This window comes from Psychrobacillus sp. FSL H8-0487, assembly GCF_038008385.1.
GTDB classification, from domain to species: Bacteria; Bacillota; Bacilli; order Bacillales_A; family Planococcaceae; genus Psychrobacillus; species Psychrobacillus psychrotolerans.
Window position 1 is genome coordinate 853,198 of record NZ_JBBOZA010000001.1, and the last position, 26,224, is coordinate 879,421.

The window sequence follows — 26,224 nt, forward strand, 5'->3', positions numbered from 1 at the left end:
CTAGCATACAAAAGTAATTTTGTTTATTGGGAAAATTTAAACTACTATAGTATTATAAGAAAACTAGAAAGAATGTGATTATATGAAAATAGGACCATTGATCAAATATCATCGCACGAAGAAAAAAATGACCCAAGCTAAACTCTGTGAGGGGATTTGTTCAATCACGCATCTAAGTAAAATTGAGAATAATTTTAGAGAAGGAAATGCTGAAACAATTCAATTATTACTAGAACGCTTAAAAATCGATATAAAAGAAGTGGAAAAAGGGGAACGCAATATTCAATACCTACTCGACGAATTTGTTTCTTACCTTCAATATTATGATTTAGAAAAGTTACCTCTAGCTTATAAACAATTAGAAAATTTTAAGGACTTTATTGTTTTTACAGACTTTATGTACTTGTATGAACTATATAAGTTTAGGTACTTTCTATCTATGAATGAGCTAAAGGAAGCAGAGAAACAATATAAATGGTTACATGTTCAGAAACAGAATTTTTCCCAACATGAGAGGTATTTACTTTCCTATTTCCATTCGATATCTTTAGTAACAAGAGGTAAATATACGGAAGCTGATAAGAATCTAATGAAAATTATTCGACAAAATATTAATCTAGGTGTTTTTAAAGGAGAGGTTCTTTACCATATTGCGGTAGTTAAAGGCCACTTGGAGGAATCCAATCAAGCAATAATTTACGGAGAAAAAGCTTTGGAATATTTTAAAGAACAAATTAACTTTAAAAGAATTCTTTACACGTTGTTATCGCTTTCGATGAATTATTCACGTGTAAAAGTCTATGACAAAGCACTAGAAACATATGGACACTTACTAAGAAACGCTGAAATATTTAATTATGATTCTTTACTTCCTCAGGTTTATCATAATATTGGAGATTTACATTACATAATGGGGAATTATTCTATAGCAAATGCCTATTTTAAGAAGAGCCAAACAAGAATGCTAAGAGATACGGAAGATTTTCTATTATGTCTTTTCAATCTTGGACAAACAGAATACCAACTACAAAATTGGGATGCGAGCAAAGGTAATTTTGAATTATTAAAAGAAGAAGCTAGTAAACTTAAGGTTCACCATTATGGAATGTACGCAACCTTTTATTTAATACTCTTAGATAACAAAAAGTCCAAAGCCATGGATTATTTAGAGAAGAAGTTATTGCCGTATATTTCTACTGATGGGCGTTGTGCTGATGCGTATAAACTTTTTTCAAACCTCCTTTCTGATTTTTACAAGGAAGAAGGTAAATTTGATAAAGCAGTTTATTTTAAACTTTAAGGAGGTGAATCTTTATGAAGAAAGCTTTCGTAGTTTTAGCTATCATAGTAGTTTCTATTTCAATTAACTTGAATGTAGACAAAGTAGAATCTGTCGCAAATAGTACCATGTCAGATAGTCTATATCTTCCTATTCATCCTCCTATTATTTAAATAAGGGATCGCTTTTTACCAGTCTTTGAGTCAATTAACTCTGAGACTGTTATTTTTTTATGATAATTGAAATCTAAATATTCTCATATTGACTAATGGGTAGTGGAAATGGGATAGTAGAGAGAATATTATTAGAGGGGGATTACATATGACCAAAGCTTTAGTATTAGGTGGAACAAGGTTTTTTGGTGTGCAGTTAGTCGAATCTTTGTTGCAACAGGGAGTTGAAGTGACCGTTGCCTCGCGAGGTAATGTGGAAGATCCGTTTGGAGATAAAGTAAGTCGTATTAAGGTTGATCGTCTCAATGTGGGCAATATGCAGAAGAATTTTGTACATACGGATTGGGATATCGTATTTGATCAAATATGTTATTCATCTCAAGAAGCGATTGATACAATCGATGTGTTTGCCGGTAAAACGAAAAAGTATGTATTCACTTCTTCTAAATCCGTTTATGAACTAGGTGGTGGAGAACAAGGATTTATAGAAGAGGATTTCAATCCATTTGAATACAACTTAAATATTGGGCCAAAAGAAGACTTTTCGTATGGTGAAGGAAAAAGACAGGCAGAAGCAGCATTTTTCAGTCGTGCACCTTTCCCGGTTGTCGCTGTAAGATTTCCTATTGTAATTGGTATAAACGACTATACGGATAGACTCAATTATTATATTAAAAAAGTTCGAGATCAAGCTGATATTCATTTGGTCAATTTAGAAGCTGCCATGGATTTTATATCAGAGGAAGAGGCTGGCGATTTCTTAGCTTGGGTTGGGCAATCCGATTTTGAAGGTCCGATTAATGCGACATCTAATGGAAATGTGAAAATAGGAGAATTGCTTGCCTATATAGAAGAAAAGGTTGGCAAAACAGCGAAAGTAGTAGCAGATACGAAAGAAGAGAGTGATTCACCGTACAATATTTCTAAAACTTGGTTGATCAGCAATGAAAAAGCTGAGCGGCAAGGATATGAGTTTAGGGAGCTTAAAGAATATCTTCCTAGCCTAATAGAGGAGGCATTAATGAAAATAAATGCTAAATAGGTTCCTAGACTCTATTTAGCAAAAGTGAAAGATGCTCGTATCACAAGCATACAATCATTATATATTCCACCAGGAGGAGTGTTTGGGTATAAAAGCTGTAATTGGTGTGTCGTCAAATATAAAAGAGGATTTGCTATCAGTTCCAATGAGTAATGTGCGTGCAATCACACAATTTGGAGGAGTTCCAATTGTGTTACCAAATTTAGTAGGAGATGAAATTACAGAAATCGCAAATACAATTAATGGTCTTTTACTAACTGGTGGTGGAGATATTGACCCGACATTATTTGGAGAAGAGCCACTTCCGGGTCTAGGTAATATTGTTCCAGAGCGAGATCTATTTGAAATGGCACTTGTTCAAAAAATGCTAGAGTTAAATAAACCTGTTTTAGGAATTTGTCGTGGAGCCCAAATTATGAGTATTGCGATGGGCGGGGATATGTATCAGGATATCTATTCTCAAAAGGATGGACCATTACTACAGCATGATCAGCAGGCTCCAAATTGGCATGGCTCTCATTTTGTTGAAGTGACGGAGGAATCTTTGTTACGCAAAATAGTTGGAATGGAAAAATTTAAGGTGAACAGTTATCATCATCAGGCACTTAGAAATATGCCAGCAGGTTTTATCGTCAGTGGTGTCGCTAGTGATGGTGTAATTGAAGCTTTTGAAAGTACGAAGCATCTATTCGTTATGGGTATACAGTGGCATCCGGAGAGCTTGTTAACAAAAGGGGATGCTAGTTCGTGTGCAATATTTCAAGCCTTTATGAATGCATGTATGAAATGAATGTAGAATGTATTGTCTAGCTGTTGGACCTAAGCTTTAATAAACGACTGTTTATACAGTCGTTTTTATTATTCTCCTTTTTACTTAAAAAATGTAATTCATGAAATGTTTTTTCTAGGGAAAGCTATTTGAATCATGAATGAGGAGGTATTGCTTTGAAAATCGGGCTGAGGCAAGGGTTTTTTGTTTGTGTGCTTTCCTTTTTAATATCGACTAATGTTTCGGCCGCGGAGAAAGAGCCGACGCGTGAAGAAATTTTGGAAATGCGCATGGACTACTATATAAAGTATTCAAGTGAGATGCTCCCATGGTATTACTTGGCAGCAATTGACCAATACGAACGCAATTTACAAGAAGTTCGCAGTGATCTCCCAAAACGAGAGGGAGTTGTGGCGTTTCAATTTTCCGATGACTTTTGGGTTGGATTATTGAATCCTATAAAAGATGATCGGAATAGTACATCCATCACTTTTTTTGATGGTAGTGGACTTGATGGGAATAATGATGGCTTTGCTGATCTTAAACACGATGATGATGTGATGTTTACATTAACAAATTATTTAAGTGAGCGTGTCGTAACAGAAGAAGATTTTGAAAAAACACTGAAGGACTATTACACTCGAGATGAAGCAGTTAAACAAATTATGACAAATGCTGAAATTTATAAGCATTATAATACGGTAGACCTAGATGGACGTGCATTTCCACTGGCACTTCAGCATAATTACAGTTACCGCAGTACTTGGGGTGACAGAAGAGGCTGGGGCGGACGACGGATGCACGAAGGAACCGATTTGTTCGCTTCCTATGGTGTACCTGTGAAGTCCACAACTTATGGAATTGTAGAAACAAAAGGTTGGAATGATTATGGTGGCTGGCGTGTTGGAATTCGTGATGTAAATAATACTTATCATTACTATGCTCACTTATCAGGCTATGCAAAGGAATTAAAAGAAGGAGATATTTTGGAGCCAGGAACCGTTATCGGCTATGTCGGAAGCTCGGGTTATGGTCGGGAGGGGACCTCTGGTAAATTCCCACCACATTTACATTATGGAATGTATAAATTTAACGGACGTACAGAATGGGCTTATGATCCTTTCCCATTGTTAAAACGTTGGGAGCAGCAGGAAAAGAGTGCGAAAAAGAATCCAGCAGCAAATTAGTTGCTGGATTTACATTTCTATAAAAGCAAGCGTTAACCAAAAAAAATGAAGGAATAACACACTTACATAGAGAAAAATAGCAACATTCAATAAAACTACTATAAATGGTCTCGATTTTAATTTGGAAACAATACCTATTAGTAAAATAGGAAGAGCAATTTTTATCAGATAAAAGCCTATTAAGTTACCTTCATATAGGTTCCGCATAATAGGATTTGCTTCTGTAATATGATGACTTTGAATACCAAAATCGGTAAAGAAAGCATCGAGAGTAGCAAGTATTAATAGGATTATTCCTAATTTGACTAATTTATTTTGTATGAATGAGAGGGGATTTGTAAGCAATAGAAAATGTACTCCTTTTACTTTTTTCTATTAGTATGTGATTGAAGCAGCGGATTATATTCTTCATTTGCAAAATAGCTTACAATGAGATGAGGTAGGAAAGGATGTGCTAAAAATGAAGGATGTTCCATTTGTTTGTTCTTGGTCGGGAGGGAAGGATTCTGCGATGGCCTATTATCGGGCAATGAAAATGGGGATGAAACCGAAGAGGTTACTGACCATGTTCGAAGAAGAAGGAGAAATTTCTAAATCTCATGCACTACCATTTGAAGTAGTGACAGCTCAGGCAGAACGGTTAGGAATACCATTATCTATAAAAGAAGCAAGCTGGAGTTCCTATGAGGGACTATTTACCGAAGCAATGGACGAATGTCACGCTGAAGGAATTACTCATGGTGTGTTTGGAGATATTGATCTAGATGGGCATTTAGAATGGGTTCAAAATACATGTGCAAAATCGGATATAGTTGCGGTTCATCCCTTATGGAAAGAACCACGCCATAAAATTATTGTAGATTTGATAGATGCAGGATTTGAAGCCTGGATTGTAGTAGTGAACACTACAATGATGCCAGCTGAGTTTGTTGGAAGGAAGTTTTCAAAAGAGTTGATAGTACAATTGGAAGCTCTAGGAATTGATGCTTGTGGAGAAAATGGAGAATTTCACACGGTTGTTGTGGATGGCCCCATATTTTCTAGTAGAGTGCCTATAAAAATTGGACAGACTATAGTAAAGGGTGACTATATTTTCTCTCCGGTAATGATTAATGATTAATACAAACGGAAAAGGGTATCGTAAAGAAGAAAATACATATTATTTTGAAATGGTGGAGGAGAAAATTGACCAAAATGAATAGAGGAATTATAACTGCTTTATCGGCAATAGGTCTAGCACAGGGTTTGAAGGTATTAACACATAAGAAATTGACGGGCAATTGGGATTTGAAACAGGCGTTTACTACAGGGGGAATGCCAAGTTCTCACTCTGCAGGTGTCGCAGCATTAGCATCTTATGTTGCTGCCAATAAGGGAACTCGACATACAGAAACTGCTCTTGCTGTTGTTTTCGGGGCAATTGTTATGTATGATGCGCAGGGAATTCGAAGACATACAGGGGAAATTGCACAATTAGTAAACGATTTGGAAGATAATATTGCAGCACTTTCAGGGAATTTTCCAAGTTTTGAATATGTTCAAAGAGAAGGCGAATTAAAAGAACTTCTTGGACATCAACCAGTAGAAGTAATGGCAGGTGCAATATTAGGAACTGCATTTGGGATATTATGCGCTAAATTAGAAGATTAATTAATCCATTTAGATAGGAAAGGCCGAGTTAGATAGTAATTCTAACTTGGCCTTTCCTTTATTTATAGTCCATCTTCATACTCAATCTCTAAATCTGTTAAACAAACTCTAATAAATTGACAAAATAAAACCAAGTTGAAAAGCTCCAACTTGGCTAAATAAGGTTATTTCTTAGAATCGGTATAGGTTTTAACTTCCTTTTCACCATTATAAGCAATCTCTAAATTAAAGTTTTTATATTCTTCAATACCAAAGGCAAGTGTCACTCTTTGAATGACATCTTCATCTGCCATATCTTTGTTTAGTTGTAGCTCGCCTAAAACAGAATGAAGAAGTTCCTTGGCTTCTTCTCCTTTGATATCAGCAGCATCGAGTTCATTGGAGTAAAGAGAGTCTTTCGGTTCTTTACTATATTGAGCAACTACCGCATCTTTTGTATCGGCAGTATCTATTTTTAGATTAAACGTTTCGAATGCTACTTCTTTTGGCTCCTCTTCAGGAGTTTCTACAACAGTATCCTCTTCTGTTGTTACTTCTTCTTGTTTTTGAACTTCTGTTTCATTTAGTTCGTTTTCTTCTACCTCATCATTGTTGTCTCCACAAGCTCCTAGCAGTAATGCCGAAGTTAGAAATGTAGATGTAAGTACTTTAAATTTGGTGGTTTTCATCTAGTTGGCTCCTTTCCAGGTGTTTAAACCTACTCTTTTATTATATAACCCAAATTGTTCGCCTTAAACATTTTCGTATATTTTCAAATAAATGTAGAAAATGAGAAAATGATTATGATTATAATAATGGGGGTAAAGAAAAGCAATATTAAGTATAGGAAGGTGATGGAATGGGAAATTATAAAGAAATTACAACAGTTATTCAGTGGAAGAATATCTTTGATGAGTCAAAGGATAAAGCAATCCTAGTGTTCAAACATAGTACAACATGTCCTGTGAGTGCACATGCGTACGGGGAATTTACAGCTTTTAATAATTCAATAGAAAGTTATTTAGTGAAAGTTATAGAAAATCGTGCAGTATCTAATGAGATTTCAAATGACCTTGGCATTCAACATGAATCTCCTCAGGCGTTTGTCATAGCAAATAGTGATGTTGTATGGAATGCCTCTCACTGGAAAATTACGAAAAAGGAGTTAGATAAAGTAACTGGATCATTATAATAGATTGGAGCAATGAAATGGAATCAATACTAAAAGTAAAAAATTATTTAGTGGATAATGCCGAGAAGATTATACGAGACATGACGGATACAGCAAACGACAATCATAACCCGAAATTATCACCGGAAGAGCTGGAACAATTCATTCAAAAAAATACGCAGTTTTTAGTATTGTTGGCAGATTCCTTACAAGGTTCAAGAGAGTCGGCAGAGGAAGAACTGAAACAATGGAGTAAACAGACGGGGGAAGAAGAAGCTAAATTGTTCCGTCGATTTTCTAACATTATGAAACCGTACGCAAATCGCCGATTAATATTTTTACAAAAAATTTCTCAAATATCCATGGAGCATGGACTGTCTACAGAAGATGTTATTAAAGTAAATAATCGCTTTTGTTATTTAATGGATGTCAGTATGGCAGAAACGATTAGTGCGTATGAAATGTATCGGGATAAGTCAATAAAAGATCATCAACGTGAAATCAATGCACTATCTGCACCAATTGTTCCTATTCAGGACGGTGTGGCAGTATTACCATTAATAGGAGCGATTGATTATACACGGGTGCAGCATTTATTAAATTATGTTGTTCCGACCATTCCAGATTTGAAAATTGACTATCTCATTATTGACTTTAGTGGAACTATGGCAATAGATATGGAAATAGCACAGCATATATTCACTATTCACAATGTGCTCGGATTATTAGGTATCCATGTGTTATTCTCCGGTATTCGTCCTAACTTATCGATGACTGTTGTGAAAGCAGGGATTGATTTTACCTCTTTTAATACATATGGTAGTGTAAAAATGGCCATTAATAGTTTGAAGTAATAATCTGCAATAAATTCAATCCTATCTTCGAGGATTGGATTTTTTTGTATTTCTGTTTAACTTTTCTTTGTGGTGGGTAACTAATCTATGTCAAGGATAAAAAGTTGAATTGAAGGAGGAGAGAGTATGCTAGATCGTTATTACTGGAATGATACCTTATCTTATATACCGGAGTTAGTTGTTGCAATTCTTGTGCTTCTTATTGGATTTATCGTTGCAAAAGTATTGGAAAATGCAACTCACAAATTATTACGTAAATTTAGGGTAAATGAACGGTTAGGAAACACGAAGTCTAAATGGACCGTAGAAAAAGTTATTAGTAAGGTTGTTTTCTTCATCGTATTGATTTTAGCACTTGTTTTATTCTTTAATATATTGAATTTAAATACGATGGCAGCACCATTTGTTTCGATGTATTCTGGTTTGACGGGGGCTTTCTTGAACATTTTGAAAGCTGCTTTGATATTATTATTTGCTTGGGTTTTAGCTACTGTTGTGAAAAAAGGGATTCAAATGCTTGGATCAAAGTTCAATTTGAACAAGTATTCGGAGAAAGCAGGGTTTGACGCAAAACCTGAAAATCAAATGAAGTGGACAGATACTGCAGCTAAAGTTGCGTATTACTTAATCTTCCTATTATTCATTCCAGCAGTGTTAAGTGCACTAGGAATTGATGGGTTAAGTGGACCGTTTGAAGGAATGCTCGCGAGTTTCTTTACCTTTATACCGAAGTTAATATCAGCGGTACTTGTATTTGCTATTGGTTGGTTTATTGCGAAACTAGTTCGTAACTTACTAGAAAAGTTATTGCATTCAGCAGGATTGGACCGCTTAGCTGATAAATGGAAATTGTCCTCGTTTGTTGAGGGAACAAGTTTATCTAAAATTGTAGGCATCCTTGCATTTGTTTTAATAATGATTCCAGTTTCCATTACAGCACTGGAGATTTTAGAATTAGAAGGTATTTCAGGACCAGCCATTGCAATGTTAAATGATGTCATGACAATGCTGCCGAAAATTTTCGTAGCAATTGTTCTTGTATTAGTTGGTATTGTTGCAGCTAAATGGGTCAAGGATGTGGTTGTATCTCTCCTTGAAAAATTAGGTGTGAATTCTATTTTTGGAAAAATGGGCTTCCAATCTGCTAATGGAGCAGCACCATCGTTTGCTACTTTAATAGGGACAATTGTACAAGTCATTATTATCCTACTATTTGTAGTGGAAGCACTTCAATTATTAGAGCTAGACTTTATGGTAACACTGGCAACAGGTCTCTTTGCTTACTTGCCATCTGTAATTGCAGCTATTATTATTCTAGCGGTAGGCTTCTGGTTAGCTAGTTTAGTAGAAAAAATAGTTGGGAACGTGATGACGCATTCATCAGGAACACCACATTTCCTTCGTTATGTAGCAAAATATGCTATATTAGCATTTGCATTTTTCATGGCATTAGACCAATTAGGTATTGCCGCATCTATTATTAACGCAGCATTCATCCTTATTCTTGGAGGAGTGGCATTAGCATTCGGACTTGCATTTGGACTAGGTGGTCGTGAGCATGCTACAAAATATTTATCGAAAATGGAAAAAAGCTTAAATGATGCAGAAGTTTCTACTGAAAGATATCAACAAGAAAAAGAAACAATGAAAGAATCATTTATAGAAAACTTTCAAGATCCTAAAAAAGCGGAACAAAGCTTAAAGGGCACAAGTCCCCATATGGACGAAGTCAACCCTATTCAAGATGCGGATGTAAATGTTGTAAACCCAGCTCATGAGGAAGATTCTCCGAGTACGGGCTATAATATCCCATCAACGGATGATCTTCACCCGTTTGAAGACTTACCACCAATTGATGAAAGAAAAGATGAACAATAATATATGAATTGGCTCCAGTGAGTATAAAACTCGCTGGAGCTTTTTTTTGGAAAGGAATATTTTTTTGTATTTAGAAGCGAAAATTATTAATGACCACCATGATCATCGATCGATTATTGTCGCGGATCAATCGATTATTGCTATTGATCGCTCAATTATTAGTGGCTATCGATCGATTTTATGGGATCATCAATCGATTCACACTTTTATATGGTTGGAATTCCCCGTTAAAATAGTTATCGTTTTGCTACTAATTATGTATAATAACATTAAAGTTATAATATTATATAAATTCAGAATAATTGAATGTTAGATAGGATAAAGGGGGAATTGAATGTTAGTATCAGAGAGATTGGCATACTTAGCAAAGGAAACACCTAAGAAAATTATCACTTCTTTTCAAGGCAGGGAGACAAGCTACAAGGAATTGTTCGAGCAGGCAAAACGTCTTGCAGGATATTTTCAATCGAAAGGGTATGAGCAGGAAGATATCATAGCGGTATATTTGATAAATTCCGATTATTTTCTGACTTGTTATTATGCATGTCAGTTAGGCGGATTTACAATTCTTCCGATTAATACGAAGTTAACTGCTCCAGAAGTCAATTATATATTTAAGCATTCAGAGGCAAAGGCCTTAATATATGATACTCGATTACACTCAATATTAAATGACCTTCCAGAAACAATGAATAGTTTTGAGGATCTTTTATATTTAGGAGAAGAAAATACGCTTCTGGAAGTGTTCAATAATGATAGTTTGTTATTTAATGAAGGAAAAGTAGATGAAAATACAACGACTGTTATCTTTTACACATCTGGTACGACAGGTAAGCCAAAAGGGGTTATGCTTTCGGCGGCGAATGTTCGAGCAACGGCGAAGCTTTATGTGGAAGCACTTGAACTAAACTCAGCAGATCGTATGCAAATAGTAGCTCCTCTTTTTCATTGTGCAGCAAGTCATGTATTTAGTATCCCGGTTATTTATGCTGGTGGAACTGTTGTTATTGAAGAAGGCTTTTCTCCAGAACAAACAATGGATACATTAGAACAAGAGAAAATCACTGTCTTTTTTGGTGTTCCAGCGATGTATAGTATCTTATTGAATAGCCCTAAAATGGAAATACTCAAGTTAACTAATCTAAGATTGTTTACGTATGGTGCAGCGCCTATGCCATTTGAGTTAATCCGTAAAATAAAAGCAATGTATCCAGAAGTGAAAGTTCAAAATATATATGGGCAAACGGAAAACTCGCCGGCGGCAACGACGTTGAAGGATCGTTATGCCCTTAAGAAAGTAGGATCTGTCGGAGAGCCGGTACCAGGAACACAAGTGCGAGTAGTTGGCGAGCAAGGTAACCCTTTGCCTATTGGGCAAGTAGGTGAAATTGTTGTGAAGGGCCCTCAGTTAATGAAGGGATATTTGAAAAATGATGAAGCAACACGACAGGCAATTAGAGATGGGTGGCTGTACACTGGGGATTTAGGACGAATGGATGAGGATGGTCTATTATATATTGTCGACCGAAAAAAAGATATGATCATTCGTGGTGGAGAAAATGTATTCCCAGTAGAAGTAGAAGAGGTGCTTTATGAAATACCGGAAGTACTAGAAGCCGCAGTAATTGGTGTCCCTCATGAGGTATATGGGGAAGTTCCAAAGGCGTATGTAGTTTTGAAGGAAGGGAAACTACTTAAAGAAGAAGATATATTGGTTAAATGCTCCAAAAGTTTAGCGAAATATAAGCTCCCCGTAGAAGTCGAATTTATCGACTGCTTACCACGTAATGCAAGTGGAAAAGTCCTAAAGACTACATTACGAGACTGATAATAATGACATTCTACTTCTGATAAGGAATAGGATGTCTTTTTTTGTATTTCTCCAAATAATTAGCTAACCTGCAAAATTCATGTACAAGCGTAACTGATACAAAATAAAAAACAGACAAAAAGATGCCTGGTCTTCTAAAAAAATGTAGATATGCAATTGATTTCTGCTCCGAGCGTCCACATGTAACGGAAATCAGTAGTATGATTCATTCCATAACTACGTATTCATACTGTGTTTTTATATACTTATCTATTAAAAAAGCTTTCGGAGAGAAGATCCGAAAGCTAGAGTGTATTGAATCATGCAGCAATTACGATTTTCTTTTTCAGGAATCCAAGGGTTATAGCTGTTATAAAGGATCCCACGAGAATAGCGAATGCATACAATAGTATATTTATCGCACCTCCATCAACAAGGCCGATCACAAAAATTCCACCGTGAGGAGCGCGCAAACCAATGTCAAACAGCATTACCAATGCACCAGTGACTGCAGCTCCGGCAACAGAAGCTGGGATAACGCGTGCGGGATCTGCTGCTGCAAACGGAATAACACCTTCCGTGATAAAGCTAGCACCGAGCACATAAGCTGTCTTGCCGGCTTCTCGTTCAGGTTTTGTGAATTTATTTTTGAAAAGTGTGGTAGAAATCGCTACGCCAAGTGGCGGTACCATTCCTGCTGCCATGACAGTAGCAATGAAATTAAAGTTTTGTGCATCAAGCATAGCAATGCCAAATGTATAAGCCGCTTTATTGACAGGACCGCCCATATCAATAGCCATCATGCCTCCTAGAAGTAATCCGACAAGCACTAGATTTGTCCCACCAAGGCTTTCAAGAAAACTTGAAATGCCTGTATAGACTTTAGTCAATTCAGGATTGACTAACATCATGATTATTCCAGTAATGGCAATTGAAAACACTGGGAAGAACAATACTGGATTTAACCCTTCAAGTGAATTAGGAAGTCTTGAAAATATTTTTTTGACTAACAGCGTAACATAACCAGCGAGGAACCCGGCAATCAGTCCACCAAGAAATCCGGAACCACCACTTGCTCCTTCAACGCCTGTAACGGTTATAGCAATCAGTCCGCCGACCATTCCTGGTGCAAATCCCGGACGTTCGGCAATACTCATTGCGATAAATCCGGCTAGAACTGGAACCATTAGGAAGAAGGCATTGCCTCCACCAATAGTATTCAGCATCGCAGCGAATTCATTGTATTCAGGACTGTCAGGATTTGATGCATTTATGCCCCAGAAGAAGGAAATGGCAATTAGAATACCCCCACCTACGACAAATGGTAGCATATTGGAAACACCGTTCATTAAATGTTTATAAAACCCGCCTTTACCTTCACTAGAGGATGCTTCATCCTTTGAATTGTCATGCTTATAGATCGGTGCATCTTGGTTAACCGCTCGATTCAGTAAATCGTCTGTTTCATAAATGGCTTTGCCAACTGCAGTCTGGATGACATGTTTTCCATCGAAACGAGCCATATCCACTTTGGTATCTGCTGCCACGATAATAGCTTCTGCTTCTGTAATTTCCGCATCGGTCAGCCGATTTTTTACACCACTCGAGCCATTGGTTTCCACTTTCAGTGTAATACCAAGTTCTTTTGCACGATCATTGAGTTTTTCTGCCGCCATATAGGTATGGGCGATTCCTGTCGGACAGGCCGTAACCGCTAGAATCTTTTTAGCGGATGAACGAGGTTCATCCTTTTCTTCAAGCGGCTTTTCTGACCCTTCGGCTTCCATTTCCTTGTCTGTAATCGCTTGCAAAACTTGCTGTTTAGAACTGGCTGCAAGAATACGTGAACGGAATTTTTCATCCATTAAAAATGTGGCTAGTCTTGACAAGGCTTCCAGATGATCATCATTGGCACCTTCAGTGGCTGCAATCATGAAAAATAGATGAGCGGGTTGGCCATCCAATGATTCATAGTCGAGACCATGTTCAGATCTGCCGAATGCAATGGCTGGAGCATCGACTGCTACTGACTTGGCATGAGGAATGGCAATGCCTTCGCCAATACCTGTAGTGCTCTGATTTTCACGCGTTAGAATATCCTTCAGGAACGCTTGGCGGTCCACTAGTTTTCCGGCCTGTTCCAATTGTCCAGTCAATTCTTCCAGAACCTGTTGTTTTGAAGTGGCATTTAAATTCAGTATAATTGTTTCTTCTGTCAATAATTGTGTAATTTTCATCCTGTCACATCCTTCATCAGATTGGGGTGATTTCTACTTGTTCAAGTAATACTTCGACGCCTTGTTGATCACATAAATCTGAACGGAAGGCCGTGGCGCTTCCACTTGCAACACCGTAACGAAAAGCTTTTTCAGGATTTTCGTCTTTTGAATAGGAAGCGATGAAACCAGAAACGAGTGAATCGCCTGATCCTACTGTATTGATGACAAGACCAGTCGGCGCTTTAGCTCTTAAAGAGAGGTCTTTGGTAACGAGTAAAGCCCCGTCGCCGCCCATCGACACGATGACATGTTTGATGCCATTTTCTAAAAGTCTTCTGGCATAGTGATGCGCATCCTTAATAGTTGTGATTTCGGTATCGAATAATTCTCCTAGTTCCTCGAGGTTAGGCTTGATCAAAAAGCAGGGTACTTTTGTCAGTTTTTTCAGTGCTTGACCGGAAGTATCAAGTACAAAGTGCACTCCGTTCTCCCTACAGATTTCCGCAAGGTCAAGAAAATAGCTATCGGAGATGGAGATAGGAAGACTGCCCGCAAGAATGAACCAATCGCCTGTTTTCATGCCTTTTACTTTATTTGTGAGAACTAGTAATTGTTGCACCGTTAATTTTGGACCTGGCCCGTTTAATTCTGTTTCTTTATCTGCCTTTATTTTAATATTTATCCGGGTTATTTCAGAAGTTTCAATGAAATCAGTATCTACTCCTTCTTTTTGTAGAAATTCTTCTATATAGCTACCTGTAAAGCCGCCAGTAAATCCTAGGGCTTTGCTCTTAACACCAAGTCTGTTCAATACTCTGGAAACATTAATACCCTTGCCGCCAGGATAATAATATACTTCTTCGGAGCGGTTTAGTTTTCCATTTTCGAATGCCGCCAGGAAAACGGTATAATCGATTGATGGTGTAATAGTGCAAGTATAAATCATTCGAGCACCACCTTTACTGAAGTTTTTTTTCTGAAAATATCCAAAGTTTCTGCCGGTATACTATCGATGATGAGTTCGGCCTTTTCCAAATCCATGATTTTCGCAAAACTAACTTGATTGATTTTTGAATGATCAGCTAGCACAAAGGTTTTTCTAGACAAGGAACTTGCCAATAGTTTGATAGCTGCTTCTTCAGGATCGGGTGTCGTATACCCATATTGCTCATGCAGACCATTAACACCAAGAAAACAAATATCAAAACGATAATTTTTCATAGCCTGGGCAGTTTGAGAACCGACAAATGCACTCGTTTTAGACTTAAATAGTCCACCGGTTAAATACGTGGTGATGCCATAATCTTTCAAGGCATCAACGAGGGTCAAACCATTAGTTACAACCAAAAGGTTTTTGTTTTGCAAAAATGGAATCATTTGAAAAGTTGTGGTACCAGCATCCAAATAGACGCTGTCTCCTTCTTTGATCAGTTCCGCTGCAGCTTGTGCAACATGAATTTTTTCGGCTAGATTTTGAGTAGATTTATCTGTCACACTTTGTTCTATTAGATTGTTCCTAGTCAGAATAGCGCCTCCGAAAACGCGTTCTAGTTTCTGCTGGCTTTCAAGTTCTGTTAAATCTCTTCGAATTGTCGATTCGGAAGCCGCAGTTTCATCCACCAATTCTTGGATTTTTACCGTTTGTTTTTTTTCTAGCTTTTTTAAGATATAAGCATGTCTCTCGTTTGTTAACAAGTAATCAACCGCTTTCTTGAATAGAGTTAAATTTCTGTTAAATTAATAATACCTGAATTCATAATTTAATTCAATCACAAACATTCATAAACGTCCAAAAACAATCATTTTTTCTCTCTTTCTTAATTTTGCTCTCAACCTTTATCTAATGATGAATGGCGACAATAAACTAAGTCTTTGAGTATCTTTATAACGAGATATTATCCTGGTGCATTTTTGAAAAAATGATATAAAAGTAATGCGTATTATTTTTAATAATATTTTTATGATTTTTATACAACTAATTTTTAAATACGAAAACGAAAAAATATTAAGTAACTCTATATGGGAAAATTTAATGACAAAAGTCTATGAGCTTATAGGTCTAGTATTTTTGGAGGTTTTTGATAGGAATTTTGACTATAAGATTATGTAATGGTATTTATTATAATAAAGGAAAAGTTTTCTAATACTTATAAAAAAATTCTAGTTTATAGATTTTTTGAAATTAATAATTTTATTAGGTTTATAAACTAATAGATCGAGGGTATTGGGTATTAGTGGAACTTTGAATGTAGGAAGTACCTGTGGGTTCTGTTGAAAGCACTACACAGTTATTTTATAAATGTCATAAAATTTCAAAGAAAAGGGAGATGTTTGGAATGTCAGGAATTATTCGCGTAACACCAGCTGAGTTAGATGCTATGGCTTCTCGCTACAATCATGAATCAGGGGAGGTTGCTTCACAAATTGGTCGCCTAGATGGCATGATCGGTGAATTACAATCGATGTGGGAAGGTTCTTCTAGTGCTGCATTCGCTGAGCAATATGAAAGACTAAAACCTCATTTCAATGAAATGCGTGAATTATTAAGTGAAGTAGGTATTCAATTAAGCCGCGCTGGTCAAGCACTACAAGATGCAGATCAACAAGTTGCTAGTCAAATTCGTGGATAATTTATCAGTTAGCTTGTAAAAAAGTAGGGCGTCATTCCCACACAGGAAGGCGCTTTTTCCTTAAATGGGGTGAAAAAAGTGTATATAGAAATTACTGTTGATCTTTCTAAATACGATGGAAAAATCATCGATTTAAGACTTTCCGATTATTATACAATGAAAAAAATGATTGATATTGCCTGGCAAGCCAGTTCTATTTCAAAAAATCCACGCGAAGGTCATTGGGTGCGCGTTGTGAATAAAGATAAAATATTCCCGGGACATTTGACGTTAGCCCATTGCGGTATAACGACAGGTGATCGAATTGAAATTATTTGATAGGAGCTACAAAGATGGTCAATCATTCACATACATACTTGAAAAACCGAATCGGTGCGGAAATTAATGAAGAACCTTCTAAAACTACTTTTGTCTTTCAGAAAGAGAGAGTTGGGTTTAAACGAACAGAAGAGATTATTTTTTTAAAAGAAGTTAATCCAAAAATAAAAAAAGACATAGTCATAACCGACGATGAGTTAATTATTCAAGCAGATATTCCCGCATCTTTTAAGAGATATGATGCTATCCATGTGGAGGATGAAAAGTCTAGGTGGATGTTTGCATACCAATTAGTGGGAAAGGTATATTCACATCCTTACCCGCGCTTAAATTTAATCGTTTCTCCGGAAAATATTGTATATAGCAAAGGGATGGATCCGAGTTTTCTTTATTTTGGAGTGTTAGGTAGTTTACCACCCTTTGAAACAAATGATGAGCGGGTCTGGTTAGAAACAAAAGCCGTAGTTGCAGCTGCAATAGACGGCTCTTTCACATTTGAGGAGTATTTAAAGTATTCTGAGATTCTTGAATTGAGGGAACTAGGCTCTACGATTATGACAATGAAAGAAAGTGACTCCCTACTTAATTACATAAGTCAGCAAATGGAGTTATTAGAACAAAAAGAACTAGAAAATGTGAAGCTTCCTCGAAAGAAATGGAAATTTACTAAGTGGTTATCGATTGGGTTAGGTGTACTTATTATTCCTGCTATTGTATTTGCAATTATTTACTTCGTACATGAAAAGCCAAAAAACGAAGCCTTTATCGATAGTCAAATGTCATTCCTCGGTCAAAACTACAGCCAAGTAGTAACAATATTAAGCCCTTATAGCGTTAAGTCCATGCCGTTTATCGTGCTGTACGAACTTGCCTATTCCTCCGTTACAAATGAACGCTTAGATGAAGAACAAAAGAAAAATGTACTTTCTAATATTACCTTGCAAACGGATCCTGATTATTTGAAGTATTGGATTTATCTCGGACGTGGTGAGGCAGAAAATGCTGTGGATATCGCTAGAGCAATGGAAGATGGAGAGTTAATCACTTATGGTCTGTTGAAATTAAGAGAAGAAGTGAAGGCAGATAAAGATTTAACTGGTGAAGAAATGCAAGAAAAGCTAAATGAAATAGATCAAGAAGTAGCGGAATATGAGAAGTTAATGGAAGAAATAGAAGAACAAGAACAACAAGCAATAGAACAACAGGAACAGCAAGAACAAGAAAAAGAAGAACTAAAGAAAAAGGAAAAAGAACAACAAGCGCTGGAACAAAAACAAAAGGAACAACAAGAACTAGATCAAAAGCAAAAGGAACAACAAGAACTAGATCAAAAGCAAAAGGAACAACAAGATCAGCAAAAAACGGAACAACCAAAGTAATAGCAAACAAAAATATTGCTCCCTATATAAAATTCGAAAATGAATTGAAAGAAGGTGTACCTATTGCAACAATTATGGTTGTTTTATGACGAAAACTATCAGCAAATTACAATTCCTGAAAAAGGTTTTACCGCTTTGACGATTGGTCCAGCAATTGAACATGATATAACGATTCAGACGTTTCCCTTTATAAATGGACCATTAACGTTAAAAAAAGAGGAGGAAGGACTCGCCGTTTATAGCGAAGATAATTCCTTTGGAAAGTTAACAGATGATGAGGGATTGACAATTGAACAAAAGGAAAAGTCCCTCCACCTATATGCTTTTTCCACTCCGGTCTCTTCCGGAACATACTATATAGACTTTAAAAATGAAGTTTCATTTGATACCCAATTAGAAATCGCAACATTTCAAAGGCTGAAAACTAGTTTTCCAAGAATAGAATCTGGACATTTTTCACTAAATCAAATCGCAGATGGGTGGATTATAAAAAAAGACTACGGGTGTCCATTATATGTAAATGGGAAATTAGTGGACTCTAACACGATTCTAGCTAACGGTGATGTGCTTCAGTGGGCTTTTATGGAGATGAAATTACTTCAAAAAGACTTAATAGAGGTAACTGCTGCAGTTCCTTATACGACGAAACTTCCTATAATTGACATTCCGGCATCTGAAATATTGCAGATGTATCCAGATTATCGTCGAACACCAAGAATGATTTATGATCTTCCAGATGACAAAGTTTCGTTAACATTTCCTACCCAAGAAACGGAGGCTTCTGGAAGAGGATTATTGCTTATTATAGCACCGCCACTTGTGATGCTTGTTGTAATGGCACTTGTAGCTATTTTCATCCCAAGAGGAATTTTCGTCATTATTTCTATTACTATGTTTTTAACAGTATTAGTTACCTCTACCGTTCAATACTTCCGAGACAAAAAGAAAGATAAGCGAAATGCGGAAAAAAGACTTCGAGTTTATACCGCCTATTTAGAGAATATGAGAGAACAGCTTTATGAATTATCCGAGAAGCAGAAGAAAGTATTGACCTACCATTTTCCCTCTTTTGAAGAAATGAAACAAATGACGGAAGACTTGTCTAGTAGAATTTGGGAAAGAACGCTAGAAAGCCATGATTTTTTAGAATTCAGATTAGGAACAGGAAATGTGAAAGCTAGCTATGAAGTTAAACTATCCTCTGGAGATTTAGCAAACCGAGAAATAGATGATTTACTAGAACAAGCTCAGCGAATGGAAAAGGTTTACAAAGAAATTCCAGACGCACCAATTACAACGAAGTTATCAGAAGGCATCTTAGGTTTAACTGGTAAAGAAACCGTTATAAAGCGTGAATTACAACAAATAATTGGTCAATTGGCATTTTCACAAAGCTATCATGATACAAGATTTATCTATATTTTCAATCATGAGGAATATGCCGAAATGGAATGGATGAAATGGTTACCACATTTTAAACTGCCGCATATGCATGCAAGAGGTTTGATACATAACGAAGAAACGAGAGATCAATTATTATCTTCGTTATATGAAATTATTCGAGAGCGAGATACTGACGTCCAAAAGGGGAAAACAATATTTGCCCCCCATTTAGTTTTCTTCGTGTCAGATTATTCGCTGCTTGCTGAGCATGTCATCTTAGAATACTTAGAAAGCCAGCATACAAAAGACCTTGGCATATCTGTTGTTTTCGCAGAGTCTGCGCAGGAACGAATGACCGAAAATGTTCATACGCTCATTCGATATGTAAATGAACGCGAAGGAGATATCCTCATTGAGGCAGGAAAGGCTGTTGATATTCCTTTTTATTTAGATGAATTTGATGCTTCGACTAATGAAAGGTTTACACGAATGCTTCGAACATTGAATCACCAAGTAGGCATTAAAAACTCGATTCCAAACTCGGTAGGTTTCCTAGAGATGTTTGGTGTGAAAGATGTAGAGGATGTACCAATAGCACGAAATTGGACATTGAATGAGTCAGCAAAATCACTTGCTGTTCCAATTGGTTTCAAAGGGAAGAATGAACTTGTAGCATTGAATTTGCATGAAAAGGCGCATGGTCCCCATGGATTGTTAGCGGGGACAACTGGTTCAGGTAAAAGTGAATTTTTACAGACATATATTTTATCGCTTGCAGTCCATTATCATCCCCATGAAGTAGCTTTCTTATTAATCGACTATAAAGGTGGAGGAATGGCTCAACCTTTCAAGCATATTCCCCATCTTTTGGGAACAATTACGAATATAGAAGGTAGTAAAAACTTTAGTATGCGAGCACTTGCATCTATAAATAGTGAGCTCAAACGAAGACAACGTCTATTTGATCGATATGTTGTGTCGCATATTGATGATTACACAACCTTGTATAAAGAAGGAAAGGCAATGGAACCTCTTCCTCATCTATTCCTTATTTCGGATGAATTTGCAGAGTTAAAACGAGAGGAACCAGATTTTATACGAGAGCTTGTGAGTACGGCTCGAATTGGGCGAAGTTTAGGGGTACATCTTATACTGGCTACTCAAAAGCCCGGCGGTATTATTGACGAACAGATTTGGAGTAATGCGAGATTTCGAGTTGCACTAAAGGTTCAGGATGCATCGGATAGTAAAGAAATCCTGAAGAACGGAGATGCGGCTACGATTACTGTAACTGGACGTGGTTATTTGCAAGTTGGAAATAATGAAGTGTATGAGCTATTTCAATCTGCATGGAGTGGGGCTCCTTACAAGGAGGAAGTTTTAGAGGGTGAAGACGATGTGGCACTTATCACAGATCTTGGTTTATATCCACTTTCTGGTATTGCGACAAATGTGAAAAAGAAATCTAGTGGCTTGACAGAAATGGAGGCAGTTACTGCTAAAATTGCTAAGATAACTAGTGATTTGAATATCCAAAAGGTGGCTAGTCCTTGGTTGGAGCCGTTACCTTTGCGTCTTGAAAAACAACAAGAGGTAACTACTATTCAACCAGGGTTCCCTGTAGGAATGATTGATGAACCAGAAAAGCAAAGTCAGTCATCAATTGCCTATAACTGGACAAAGGATGGAAATATTGGCGTGTTCGGTTCCTCAGGGTATGGGAAATCATATACATTACTTACAACTATATTGGGACTTGCGGAAAATCTTTCTCCAGAAGAAGCAAATTTTTACTTGCTTGATTATGGAAATGGCTCGCTACTTCCTCTCAGACAGCTCCCTCATACTGCTGATTATTTCACGATTGATGAAGAGTTAAAAAGAGAAAAACTAGTGAAGCTTATGAAAGAAGAAATCACCAAAAGAAAGGTTACTTTCCAACAATCAGAGGTTAGTAACATTCATATGTATAATAATTTATCGACGGAAAAGTTACCTCTTCTATATATAGCCGTTGATAATTATGATATTGTCCGTGAGGAAATGGAAGAATTGGAAGCACAACTAATTCAATTTGGTCGAGATGGTCAATCGCTTGGAATTTACCTGTTTGTGGCTGCAACAAGAGTTCAATCCGTTCGACAGTCCTTAATGAATAATTTAAAAACTAAAATTGTTCATTATTTAATGGATGCAACGGAATCATTTACAGTAATCGGACGAGTACCATTTGACCTAGAACCTTTCCCGGGTAGAGCAATTCTAAAGAAAGAAGATGCCTACTTTACTCAAATTTACTTGCCAGCTAGTGGGGCAGATGACTATGAAGTATTAGAATCTATTAAGAATAAAGTAAGTAATTTAAGAGCGCAATATAAGGAAGGAACACATCCGTTACCAATTCCAATGCTTCCACTAGAGCTATCAGCTTCAAGTTTCTCTTTCTACTTGGATGGAAAGAAAAAGGATGCAATCGTTCCAATTGGATTGGATGAGGATACAGTTCTTCCAATTACCATCGACTTTAAGAAAAATCGTCATTGTCTACTCATAGGGCAAGTCCAAAGAGGGAAGACCAATACGATCACTTTGATGCTTCACACACTATTAGAACAGAAAACAGGGTTTATCTCTATATTTGATTCGTTTGACAGAGGATTATCCAAATTTACTGCTTATGAATCCATTGATTATCTGGAAACGAAAGAGAATTTAGTGGAATGGATTACTCGGACAGAGCAATATTATGCGGAAGTCGAACGGGACTATCTTGAAAGTATTCAACAAGGGAATCCAGGAAAAATCACGCTTTCTTATTTCATCATCGATGGCTATACAAGATTCCTGCAAGTAGCTGATATTACCATACAGGACAGACTAGCGAAATTGATGAAACGATACGGTCACTTAGGATTTAATGTCATCGTGTCTGGGAATAACGCTGAAATTACGAAGGGCTATGATGCCTTTACGAATGAGTTGAAGCTTGTTAGACAGGCGCTCGTCTACATGAAAAAGTCAGAGCAGACTTTGTTTACAGTTGCATATGAACGAAAAGAAGCAGAGCTTCCACTTGGATTTGCACATTATATTTTAAATGGGAATGCCATTAAAGTTAAAATCCCTTTAAGTGAGTTGGAGAGGACGAACGTACAATGAAATCAACTAAAAATACCAGACTATTAAAATATGGTGTTGGAATTCTATTAATACTAGTTATTCCTATTATCTTTTTCCAACTGATGGGCGTTAATATTCTCGATTTGAATAACTCGAACAAGCGCACTATTGCAATCGTAAATGAAGATATGGGATTAACAAAAGATGCAGAACAAGTACAAATGGGTGTCGAAGTAGTCTCTATTTTAGCAGAGGACTCAGATTTTGGTTGGAAAGTAATGGGACGTGGTGCGGCAGAAAATGGGTTAAAGTCTAACCAATACGATGCCATTGTTTATATTCCTTCCAATTTCTCGGAAAATATAATGTCTTATGATGAACAAAATCCGAAAAAAGCAGAGTTTGCTTATCAAGTTCAGCGTCAGAAAACGGGATTGCGTAAGGAACAGGTTTTACATGAAATAGAAGTAGCAACGGACCGCGTAAATGATAAAATTTCCACTTTATACTGGAGCTATATAGCGCAGGAAATGAATCATATAAAAAAAGAGTTTACGAGCATTTTAGGAAAAGAAACAGAATTCCTTAGTTCCATGTCTGCTTATTATAAGCCTGAGTCAGAAACATTAGCTGAACAGATGCAAACGCAAAAAGACCAAATGGCAGCATTGCAAACGACAATCGGGTCGGCAAATAATGCACATAATAGTCGAATTGAAAATGCAGATGCATTCGGATTACAGATGAATAACTTCATCACCTATATTCAGCAGTATAAAGAATTTCAAAATACACAAAGGCAAATATTACAACAAATACAGGATGCCAGTTTGGCAAAAATTCACGCAACAGCAGCAACACAGGCTGAACAATTTAATCAGTCCGTGCAAATGTTAGAAGAAAGTAATAACAATATAAATGAAGAAATTCAAAAAGTGAATTATGTTATCGATACAAATAAAGAAAAATTTAATGAATTATCCGAACTACGTAAAAATGAAGTGGATCGTCAACTGACAGATTTACTAGTAGTGCAGGGAACTGCAATCGATCGCTACAATAATACAATCTTAGATAGTTTAGAAAAAGGCATAGAAGCAGGGAAAAGTGGGAATGCAGTTCTTGCAGCAGCTTCCATAGGAACAGAGCCGAACCAATTTACTTCTATTAAAGAACAACTGGAGAAAAAAGCTGCGGACAAAGCTTCCGTTGTTCTACCTGGTTTAGAAGAACAGCGTGTGAAAGTGGATAGTATATTAACAGGGTTAACCTCTTTAAAAACAAAAGTGGCTGAAACGGATCCTGCATCGGCTTTTATAAGTGAAATTGATATCCTTCAAGCAGAATTAGGCTCGATTACAGCAGCTTTATCAGAAAGAGAAGCTACATGGGCTAATACAAACCAAACCGCAACGACTGACTATACGCAAGCTTCTGCAGAGTATGCAAAACTATTGGAAAACTATAACTCTATTTATAGAGAATACGAGTCTATACAACAAATTATAAATACTTACCCAACTGATACTGCACGTATTGGAATGGAAATAATGCAAAAAGAAAATGATTTGCTTGCTAACCCTAACGTTTCAAAGAATCAAAAAAGTAGATTACAAGAACTATTTGCAAAGGGAGCAGCTAAAACAGATACTAGTTCTTTGTTATCCTACTATGCTACTTTAGAGCAATTTGAATTTACGCTCAATGAGGGTGGAGGTAGTGCAAATAAGGATGCTATTTTAAAGGATGAAATTTTAACAGCATTGTTGAAAAATGTGGTAAATATTAATGAATTGGAGTTAGAAGGTTGGACTTCGGTTGAAGAAGGTATTCCAGAAACAGAACTAGGAATGTCTGATTTAAGTACAACATTTGCTGCAATCATGTCTGGTTACAAGGAAACTGCGGAACAACAGCACGCTTCTTTGATCAGCGAACTAAATTCTATCGATGAACAAGCAAATATTTTACTTGCTCAAATTCAGAATCCAGCGAATATGATTCCATCTGGAGAACCGGTGGCAACTACCTCTGAAGGGCAAGTAATGGCTGGTCAACAAAATGTCACTTCTCAGCTTGTAACATTAAGTGGAATGATTCAATCTTTATCGCAAAAACAAAGCAGTTTAGTAGATTATGCAAATGATTTAACTGTGAAAGCAGACAATATAAAAGAGACATCTAATGAATTCAGTGGTAAATGGGATACGAATGTAAATGCTATGTCTGATTTTGATAATGATATTCAAGAGTTTCTAGCTAACACGTATGTAGATGGTCAGGAAAATGGATATGCATTTAATCACTTTGTGAATCCATTGGAAGTAAAAGGCGAAGCAGCTGTTTCGGATGAAATGGAAAAAGTTCCGCCTGTTATTTTATTTATCATTCTACTAATTAGTAGTTTATTAATCGGCTATTTCTCTTATCAGATGAAAGAAGGACCTATTGGACTCCAGTTAGCTCTGACTGCTCTATTGTCTATACTTGTTGGTCTTATTATCAGTTTCTACAGTGTCTATATGTATATTTTAAATGACCACCGTGCACTAGAATGGACAATCTTTACTATTCTTTTATTGCTTGCTGGCGCAGCTATCATTCGTGCTGCATTAGAGTTCGGACAATCCGTTGGGTGGCTAGCTAGTGTGGCGTTGATGTGTTTATACATCATTCCATTATTAATACTTGCTGTACCTGATATTAATATGCCAGATGTCTTGTCTGCTGTTTATATGTCTATCAAATATGAACCTGAAACTAGCTTTATATGGGGAGCAGTGATTACAGCAATTATCTCTCTAGCAATGCTTGCTACTACTTACTTTATGAGTACTAATAAATCAAGAGCATCTGTGGCAGATGAAGCGTATGAGAGCTAAATACCGGTTCATCCTCCCACTGTTAGTATTAATGTTTATAGGAACTAGTTTTATCGTTGTTGCAGAAGAACCTAAAGAAGCAAAAGACTTGGATCCTTTGATTTATGAAAAACTAGAATTTAAGAAAAATACCGATTATCTACATGACAAGCAAAAAACAGAGATGAAAAATACAATTCCTGAAAAGCAATTTGATATATACTTTGACGGGAGAAATAAGCTTCCTAATCGAGGAGATACATCCTTTTTGTTTCAAACAGCTGAGCGCGGGGAAAAAAGTACCGTAACTGCGAAATCTTCAGAGCTAAAATTATTTTCTAGTTCTGATACAAAGAAACTAGAATTATCAGCTGCCGACATGAAGGAAGAGAAATCTTCAAATAATAGCGTAAGAAATATCCTGTTTTTCGGAATAATAGCGCTAGGTGTTCTGATGTTATTTGTCATTCTTTTACCAAGGCTAGTCAATGCTAATGATTCCAAAATAATTGCAAAATGAAT

General features: G+C 36.7%; 23 protein-coding genes. 18 read left to right on the forward strand and 5 right to left on the reverse strand.

The genetic code is table 11. The annotated features are described in order from the left end of the window. Positions 1-82: 82 nt before the first annotated feature. The 5 genes from MHI47_RS04065 to MHI47_RS04085 all read left to right on the forward strand — a co-directional run bounded on the left by MHI47_RS04065 (position 83) and on the right by MHI47_RS04085 (position 4,450). Positions 83-1,300 carry a helix-turn-helix domain-containing protein gene (locus MHI47_RS04065; protein WP_340829710.1) on the forward strand — a complete coding sequence of 406 codons (1,218 nt, stop codon included), beginning with the start codon at positions 83-85 and terminating at the stop codon, positions 1,298-1,300. Positions 1,301-1,314: 14 nt separating this feature from the next. Further along, entirely contained in the window at positions 1,315-1,452 is a 138-nt protein-coding gene (locus MHI47_RS04070) for a hypothetical protein (protein ID WP_175496261.1), read from the forward strand. A 148-nt stretch (positions 1,453-1,600) separates the two neighbouring features. Next, positions 1,601-2,494, forward strand: coding sequence for an NAD-dependent epimerase/dehydratase family protein (locus MHI47_RS04075; protein ID WP_340829711.1), 894 nt, complete (start codon positions 1,601-1,603; stop codon positions 2,492-2,494). An 88-nt stretch (positions 2,495-2,582) separates the two neighbouring features. After that, positions 2,583-3,284 (forward strand): gamma-glutamyl-gamma-aminobutyrate hydrolase family protein, encoded by a 702-nt coding sequence (locus MHI47_RS04080; RefSeq protein WP_340832001.1) that lies wholly within the window; start codon positions 2,583-2,585, stop codon positions 3,282-3,284. 161 nt (positions 3,285-3,445) lie between these two features. Next, complete coding sequence (locus tag MHI47_RS04085) at positions 3,446-4,450, forward strand: M23 family metallopeptidase (protein ID WP_340764383.1); 1,005 nt, start codon at positions 3,446-3,448, stop codon at positions 4,448-4,450. Between the two features lie 9 nt (positions 4,451-4,459). Here the strand turns inward: MHI47_RS04085 and MHI47_RS04090 are convergent, their stop codons facing one another. Then, complete coding sequence (locus MHI47_RS04090; RefSeq protein WP_093537205.1) at positions 4,460-4,795, reverse strand: DUF5658 family protein; 336 nt, start codon at positions 4,793-4,795, stop codon at positions 4,460-4,462. Positions 4,796-4,910: 115 nt separating this feature from the next. Here MHI47_RS04090 and MHI47_RS04095 point away from each other — a divergent pair, with 115 nt between their 5' ends. Both MHI47_RS04095 and MHI47_RS04100 read left to right on the forward strand, forming a co-directional pair. Next, complete coding sequence (locus MHI47_RS04095) at positions 4,911-5,570, forward strand: Dph6-related ATP pyrophosphatase (protein WP_340771334.1); 660 nt, start codon at positions 4,911-4,913, stop codon at positions 5,568-5,570. Positions 5,571-5,635: 65 nt separating this feature from the next. Then, positions 5,636-6,100, forward strand: a complete 465-nt coding sequence (locus MHI47_RS04100) for a divergent PAP2 family protein (RefSeq protein ID WP_340829713.1) — start codon at positions 5,636-5,638, stop codon at positions 6,098-6,100. 164 nt (positions 6,101-6,264) lie between these two features. Here the strand turns inward: MHI47_RS04100 and MHI47_RS04105 are convergent, their stop codons facing one another. After that, positions 6,265-6,768: a YusW family protein gene (locus MHI47_RS04105; RefSeq protein WP_340829715.1), complete on the reverse strand. Its 504-nt coding sequence runs from the start codon at positions 6,766-6,768 to the stop codon at positions 6,265-6,267. A gap of 170 nt (positions 6,769-6,938) precedes the next feature. Here MHI47_RS04105 and ytxJ point away from each other — a divergent pair, with 170 nt between their 5' ends. From ytxJ to MHI47_RS04130, 5 genes are all read left to right on the forward strand, one after another. Further along, the gene (gene ytxJ, locus MHI47_RS04110; protein ID WP_340829717.1) at positions 6,939-7,271 is read left to right on the forward strand and encodes a bacillithiol system redox-active protein YtxJ; all 333 of its coding nucleotides are present in this window, start codon (positions 6,939-6,941) and stop codon (positions 7,269-7,271) included. Between the two features lie 17 nt (positions 7,272-7,288). Beyond that, positions 7,289-8,104 (forward strand): STAS domain-containing protein, encoded by an 816-nt coding sequence (locus MHI47_RS04115; RefSeq protein ID WP_340761649.1) that lies wholly within the window; start codon positions 7,289-7,291, stop codon positions 8,102-8,104. 126 nt (positions 8,105-8,230) lie between these two features. Continuing rightward, complete coding sequence (locus tag MHI47_RS04120; RefSeq protein WP_340829719.1) at positions 8,231-9,982, forward strand: mechanosensitive ion channel; 1,752 nt, start codon at positions 8,231-8,233, stop codon at positions 9,980-9,982. Positions 9,983-10,028: 46 nt separating this feature from the next. Further along, entirely contained in the window at positions 10,029-10,295 is a 267-nt protein-coding gene (locus tag MHI47_RS04125; protein WP_340829721.1) for a hypothetical protein, read from the forward strand. 21 nt (positions 10,296-10,316) lie between these two features. Then, a complete protein-coding gene (locus tag MHI47_RS04130) occupies positions 10,317-11,810 on the forward strand; it encodes a class I adenylate-forming enzyme family protein (protein ID WP_340829722.1) in 1,494 nt (497 codons plus the stop codon). A 302-nt stretch (positions 11,811-12,112) separates the two neighbouring features. On the opposite strand, the gene MHI47_RS04135 is transcribed toward MHI47_RS04130, so the two are convergent. The 3 genes from MHI47_RS04135 to MHI47_RS04145 are packed head-to-tail and all read right to left on the reverse strand — an operon-like array spanning position 12,113 to position 15,706. Further along, positions 12,113-14,029 carry a PTS fructose transporter subunit IIABC gene (locus MHI47_RS04135; RefSeq protein ID WP_340829724.1) on the reverse strand — a complete coding sequence of 639 codons (1,917 nt, stop codon included), beginning with the start codon at positions 14,027-14,029 and terminating at the stop codon, positions 12,113-12,115. A 16-nt stretch (positions 14,030-14,045) separates the two neighbouring features. Then, a complete protein-coding gene (gene pfkB, locus MHI47_RS04140) occupies positions 14,046-14,957 on the reverse strand; it encodes a 1-phosphofructokinase (RefSeq protein WP_340829726.1) in 912 nt (303 codons plus the stop codon). After that, positions 14,954-15,706 (reverse strand): DeoR/GlpR family DNA-binding transcription regulator, encoded by a 753-nt coding sequence (locus MHI47_RS04145; protein ID WP_340768464.1) that lies wholly within the window; start codon positions 15,704-15,706, stop codon positions 14,954-14,956. The genes pfkB and MHI47_RS04145 overlap by 4 nt, the downstream gene beginning before the upstream one ends. Positions 15,707-16,347: 641 nt before the next feature. Between MHI47_RS04145 and MHI47_RS04150 the strand changes: the two genes are divergently transcribed. From MHI47_RS04150 to essA, 6 genes are all read left to right on the forward strand, one after another. Continuing rightward, on the forward strand, positions 16,348-16,641 hold the full coding sequence (locus tag MHI47_RS04150) for a WXG100 family type VII secretion target (protein ID WP_090565261.1): 294 nt from the start codon (positions 16,348-16,350) through the stop codon (positions 16,639-16,641). 78 nt (positions 16,642-16,719) lie between these two features. Beyond that, positions 16,720-16,959 (forward strand): EsaB/YukD family protein, encoded by a 240-nt coding sequence (locus MHI47_RS04155; protein ID WP_093537215.1) that lies wholly within the window; start codon positions 16,720-16,722, stop codon positions 16,957-16,959. A 14-nt stretch (positions 16,960-16,973) separates the two neighbouring features. Continuing rightward, positions 16,974-18,338: a type VII secretion protein EssB gene (gene essB / locus MHI47_RS04160; protein WP_340829727.1), complete on the forward strand. Its 1,365-nt coding sequence runs from the start codon at positions 16,974-16,976 to the stop codon at positions 18,336-18,338. A gap of 63 nt (positions 18,339-18,401) precedes the next feature. After that, entirely contained in the window at positions 18,402-22,880 is a 4,479-nt protein-coding gene (essC, locus tag MHI47_RS04165) for a type VII secretion protein EssC (protein WP_340829728.1), read from the forward strand. Further along, positions 22,877-25,723: a type VII secretion protein EsaA gene (gene esaA, locus MHI47_RS04170; protein WP_340829730.1), complete on the forward strand. Its 2,847-nt coding sequence runs from the start codon at positions 22,877-22,879 to the stop codon at positions 25,721-25,723. Before essC ends, esaA begins: the two co-directional genes overlap by 4 nt. Further along, positions 25,704-26,222 carry a type VII secretion protein EssA gene (gene essA / locus MHI47_RS04175; protein WP_340768470.1) on the forward strand — a complete coding sequence of 173 codons (519 nt, stop codon included), beginning with the start codon at positions 25,704-25,706 and terminating at the stop codon, positions 26,220-26,222. The genes esaA and essA overlap by 20 nt, the downstream gene beginning before the upstream one ends. Positions 26,223-26,224 lie beyond the last annotated feature (2 nt).

Coding starts and splice junctions, on each gene's coding strand:
- MHI47_RS04115 (WP_340761649.1), top strand. CDS start 7,289: ATGGAATCAATACTAAAAGTAAAAAATTATTTAGTGGATAATGCCGAG.
- MHI47_RS04130 (WP_340829722.1), top strand. CDS start 10,317: ATGTTAGTATCAGAGAGATTGGCATACTTAGCAAAGGAAACACCTAAG.
- ytxJ (WP_340829717.1), top strand. CDS start 6,939: ATGGGAAATTATAAAGAAATTACAACAGTTATTCAGTGGAAGAATATC.
- MHI47_RS04150 (WP_090565261.1), top strand. CDS start 16,348: ATGTCAGGAATTATTCGCGTAACACCAGCTGAGTTAGATGCTATGGCT.
- pfkB (WP_340829726.1), bottom strand. CDS start 14,957: ATGATTTATACTTGCACTATTACACCATCAATCGATTATACCGTTTTC.
- MHI47_RS04105 (WP_340829715.1), bottom strand. CDS start 6,768: ATGAAAACCACCAAATTTAAAGTACTTACATCTACATTTCTAACTTCG.
- essB (WP_340829727.1), top strand. CDS start 16,974: ATGGTCAATCATTCACATACATACTTGAAAAACCGAATCGGTGCGGAA.
- MHI47_RS04075 (WP_340829711.1), top strand. CDS start 1,601: ATGACCAAAGCTTTAGTATTAGGTGGAACAAGGTTTTTTGGTGTGCAG.
- MHI47_RS04070 (WP_175496261.1), top strand. CDS start 1,315: ATGAAGAAAGCTTTCGTAGTTTTAGCTATCATAGTAGTTTCTATTTCA.
- esaA (WP_340829730.1), top strand. CDS start 22,877: ATGAAATCAACTAAAAATACCAGACTATTAAAATATGGTGTTGGAATT.
- MHI47_RS04095 (WP_340771334.1), top strand. CDS start 4,911: ATGAAGGATGTTCCATTTGTTTGTTCTTGGTCGGGAGGGAAGGATTCT.
- essA (WP_340768470.1), top strand. CDS start 25,704: ATGAAGCGTATGAGAGCTAAATACCGGTTCATCCTCCCACTGTTAGTA.
- MHI47_RS04135 (WP_340829724.1), bottom strand. CDS start 14,029: ATGAAAATTACACAATTATTGACAGAAGAAACAATTATACTGAATTTA.
- MHI47_RS04065 (WP_340829710.1), top strand. CDS start 83: ATGAAAATAGGACCATTGATCAAATATCATCGCACGAAGAAAAAAATG.
- MHI47_RS04120 (WP_340829719.1), top strand. CDS start 8,231: ATGCTAGATCGTTATTACTGGAATGATACCTTATCTTATATACCGGAG.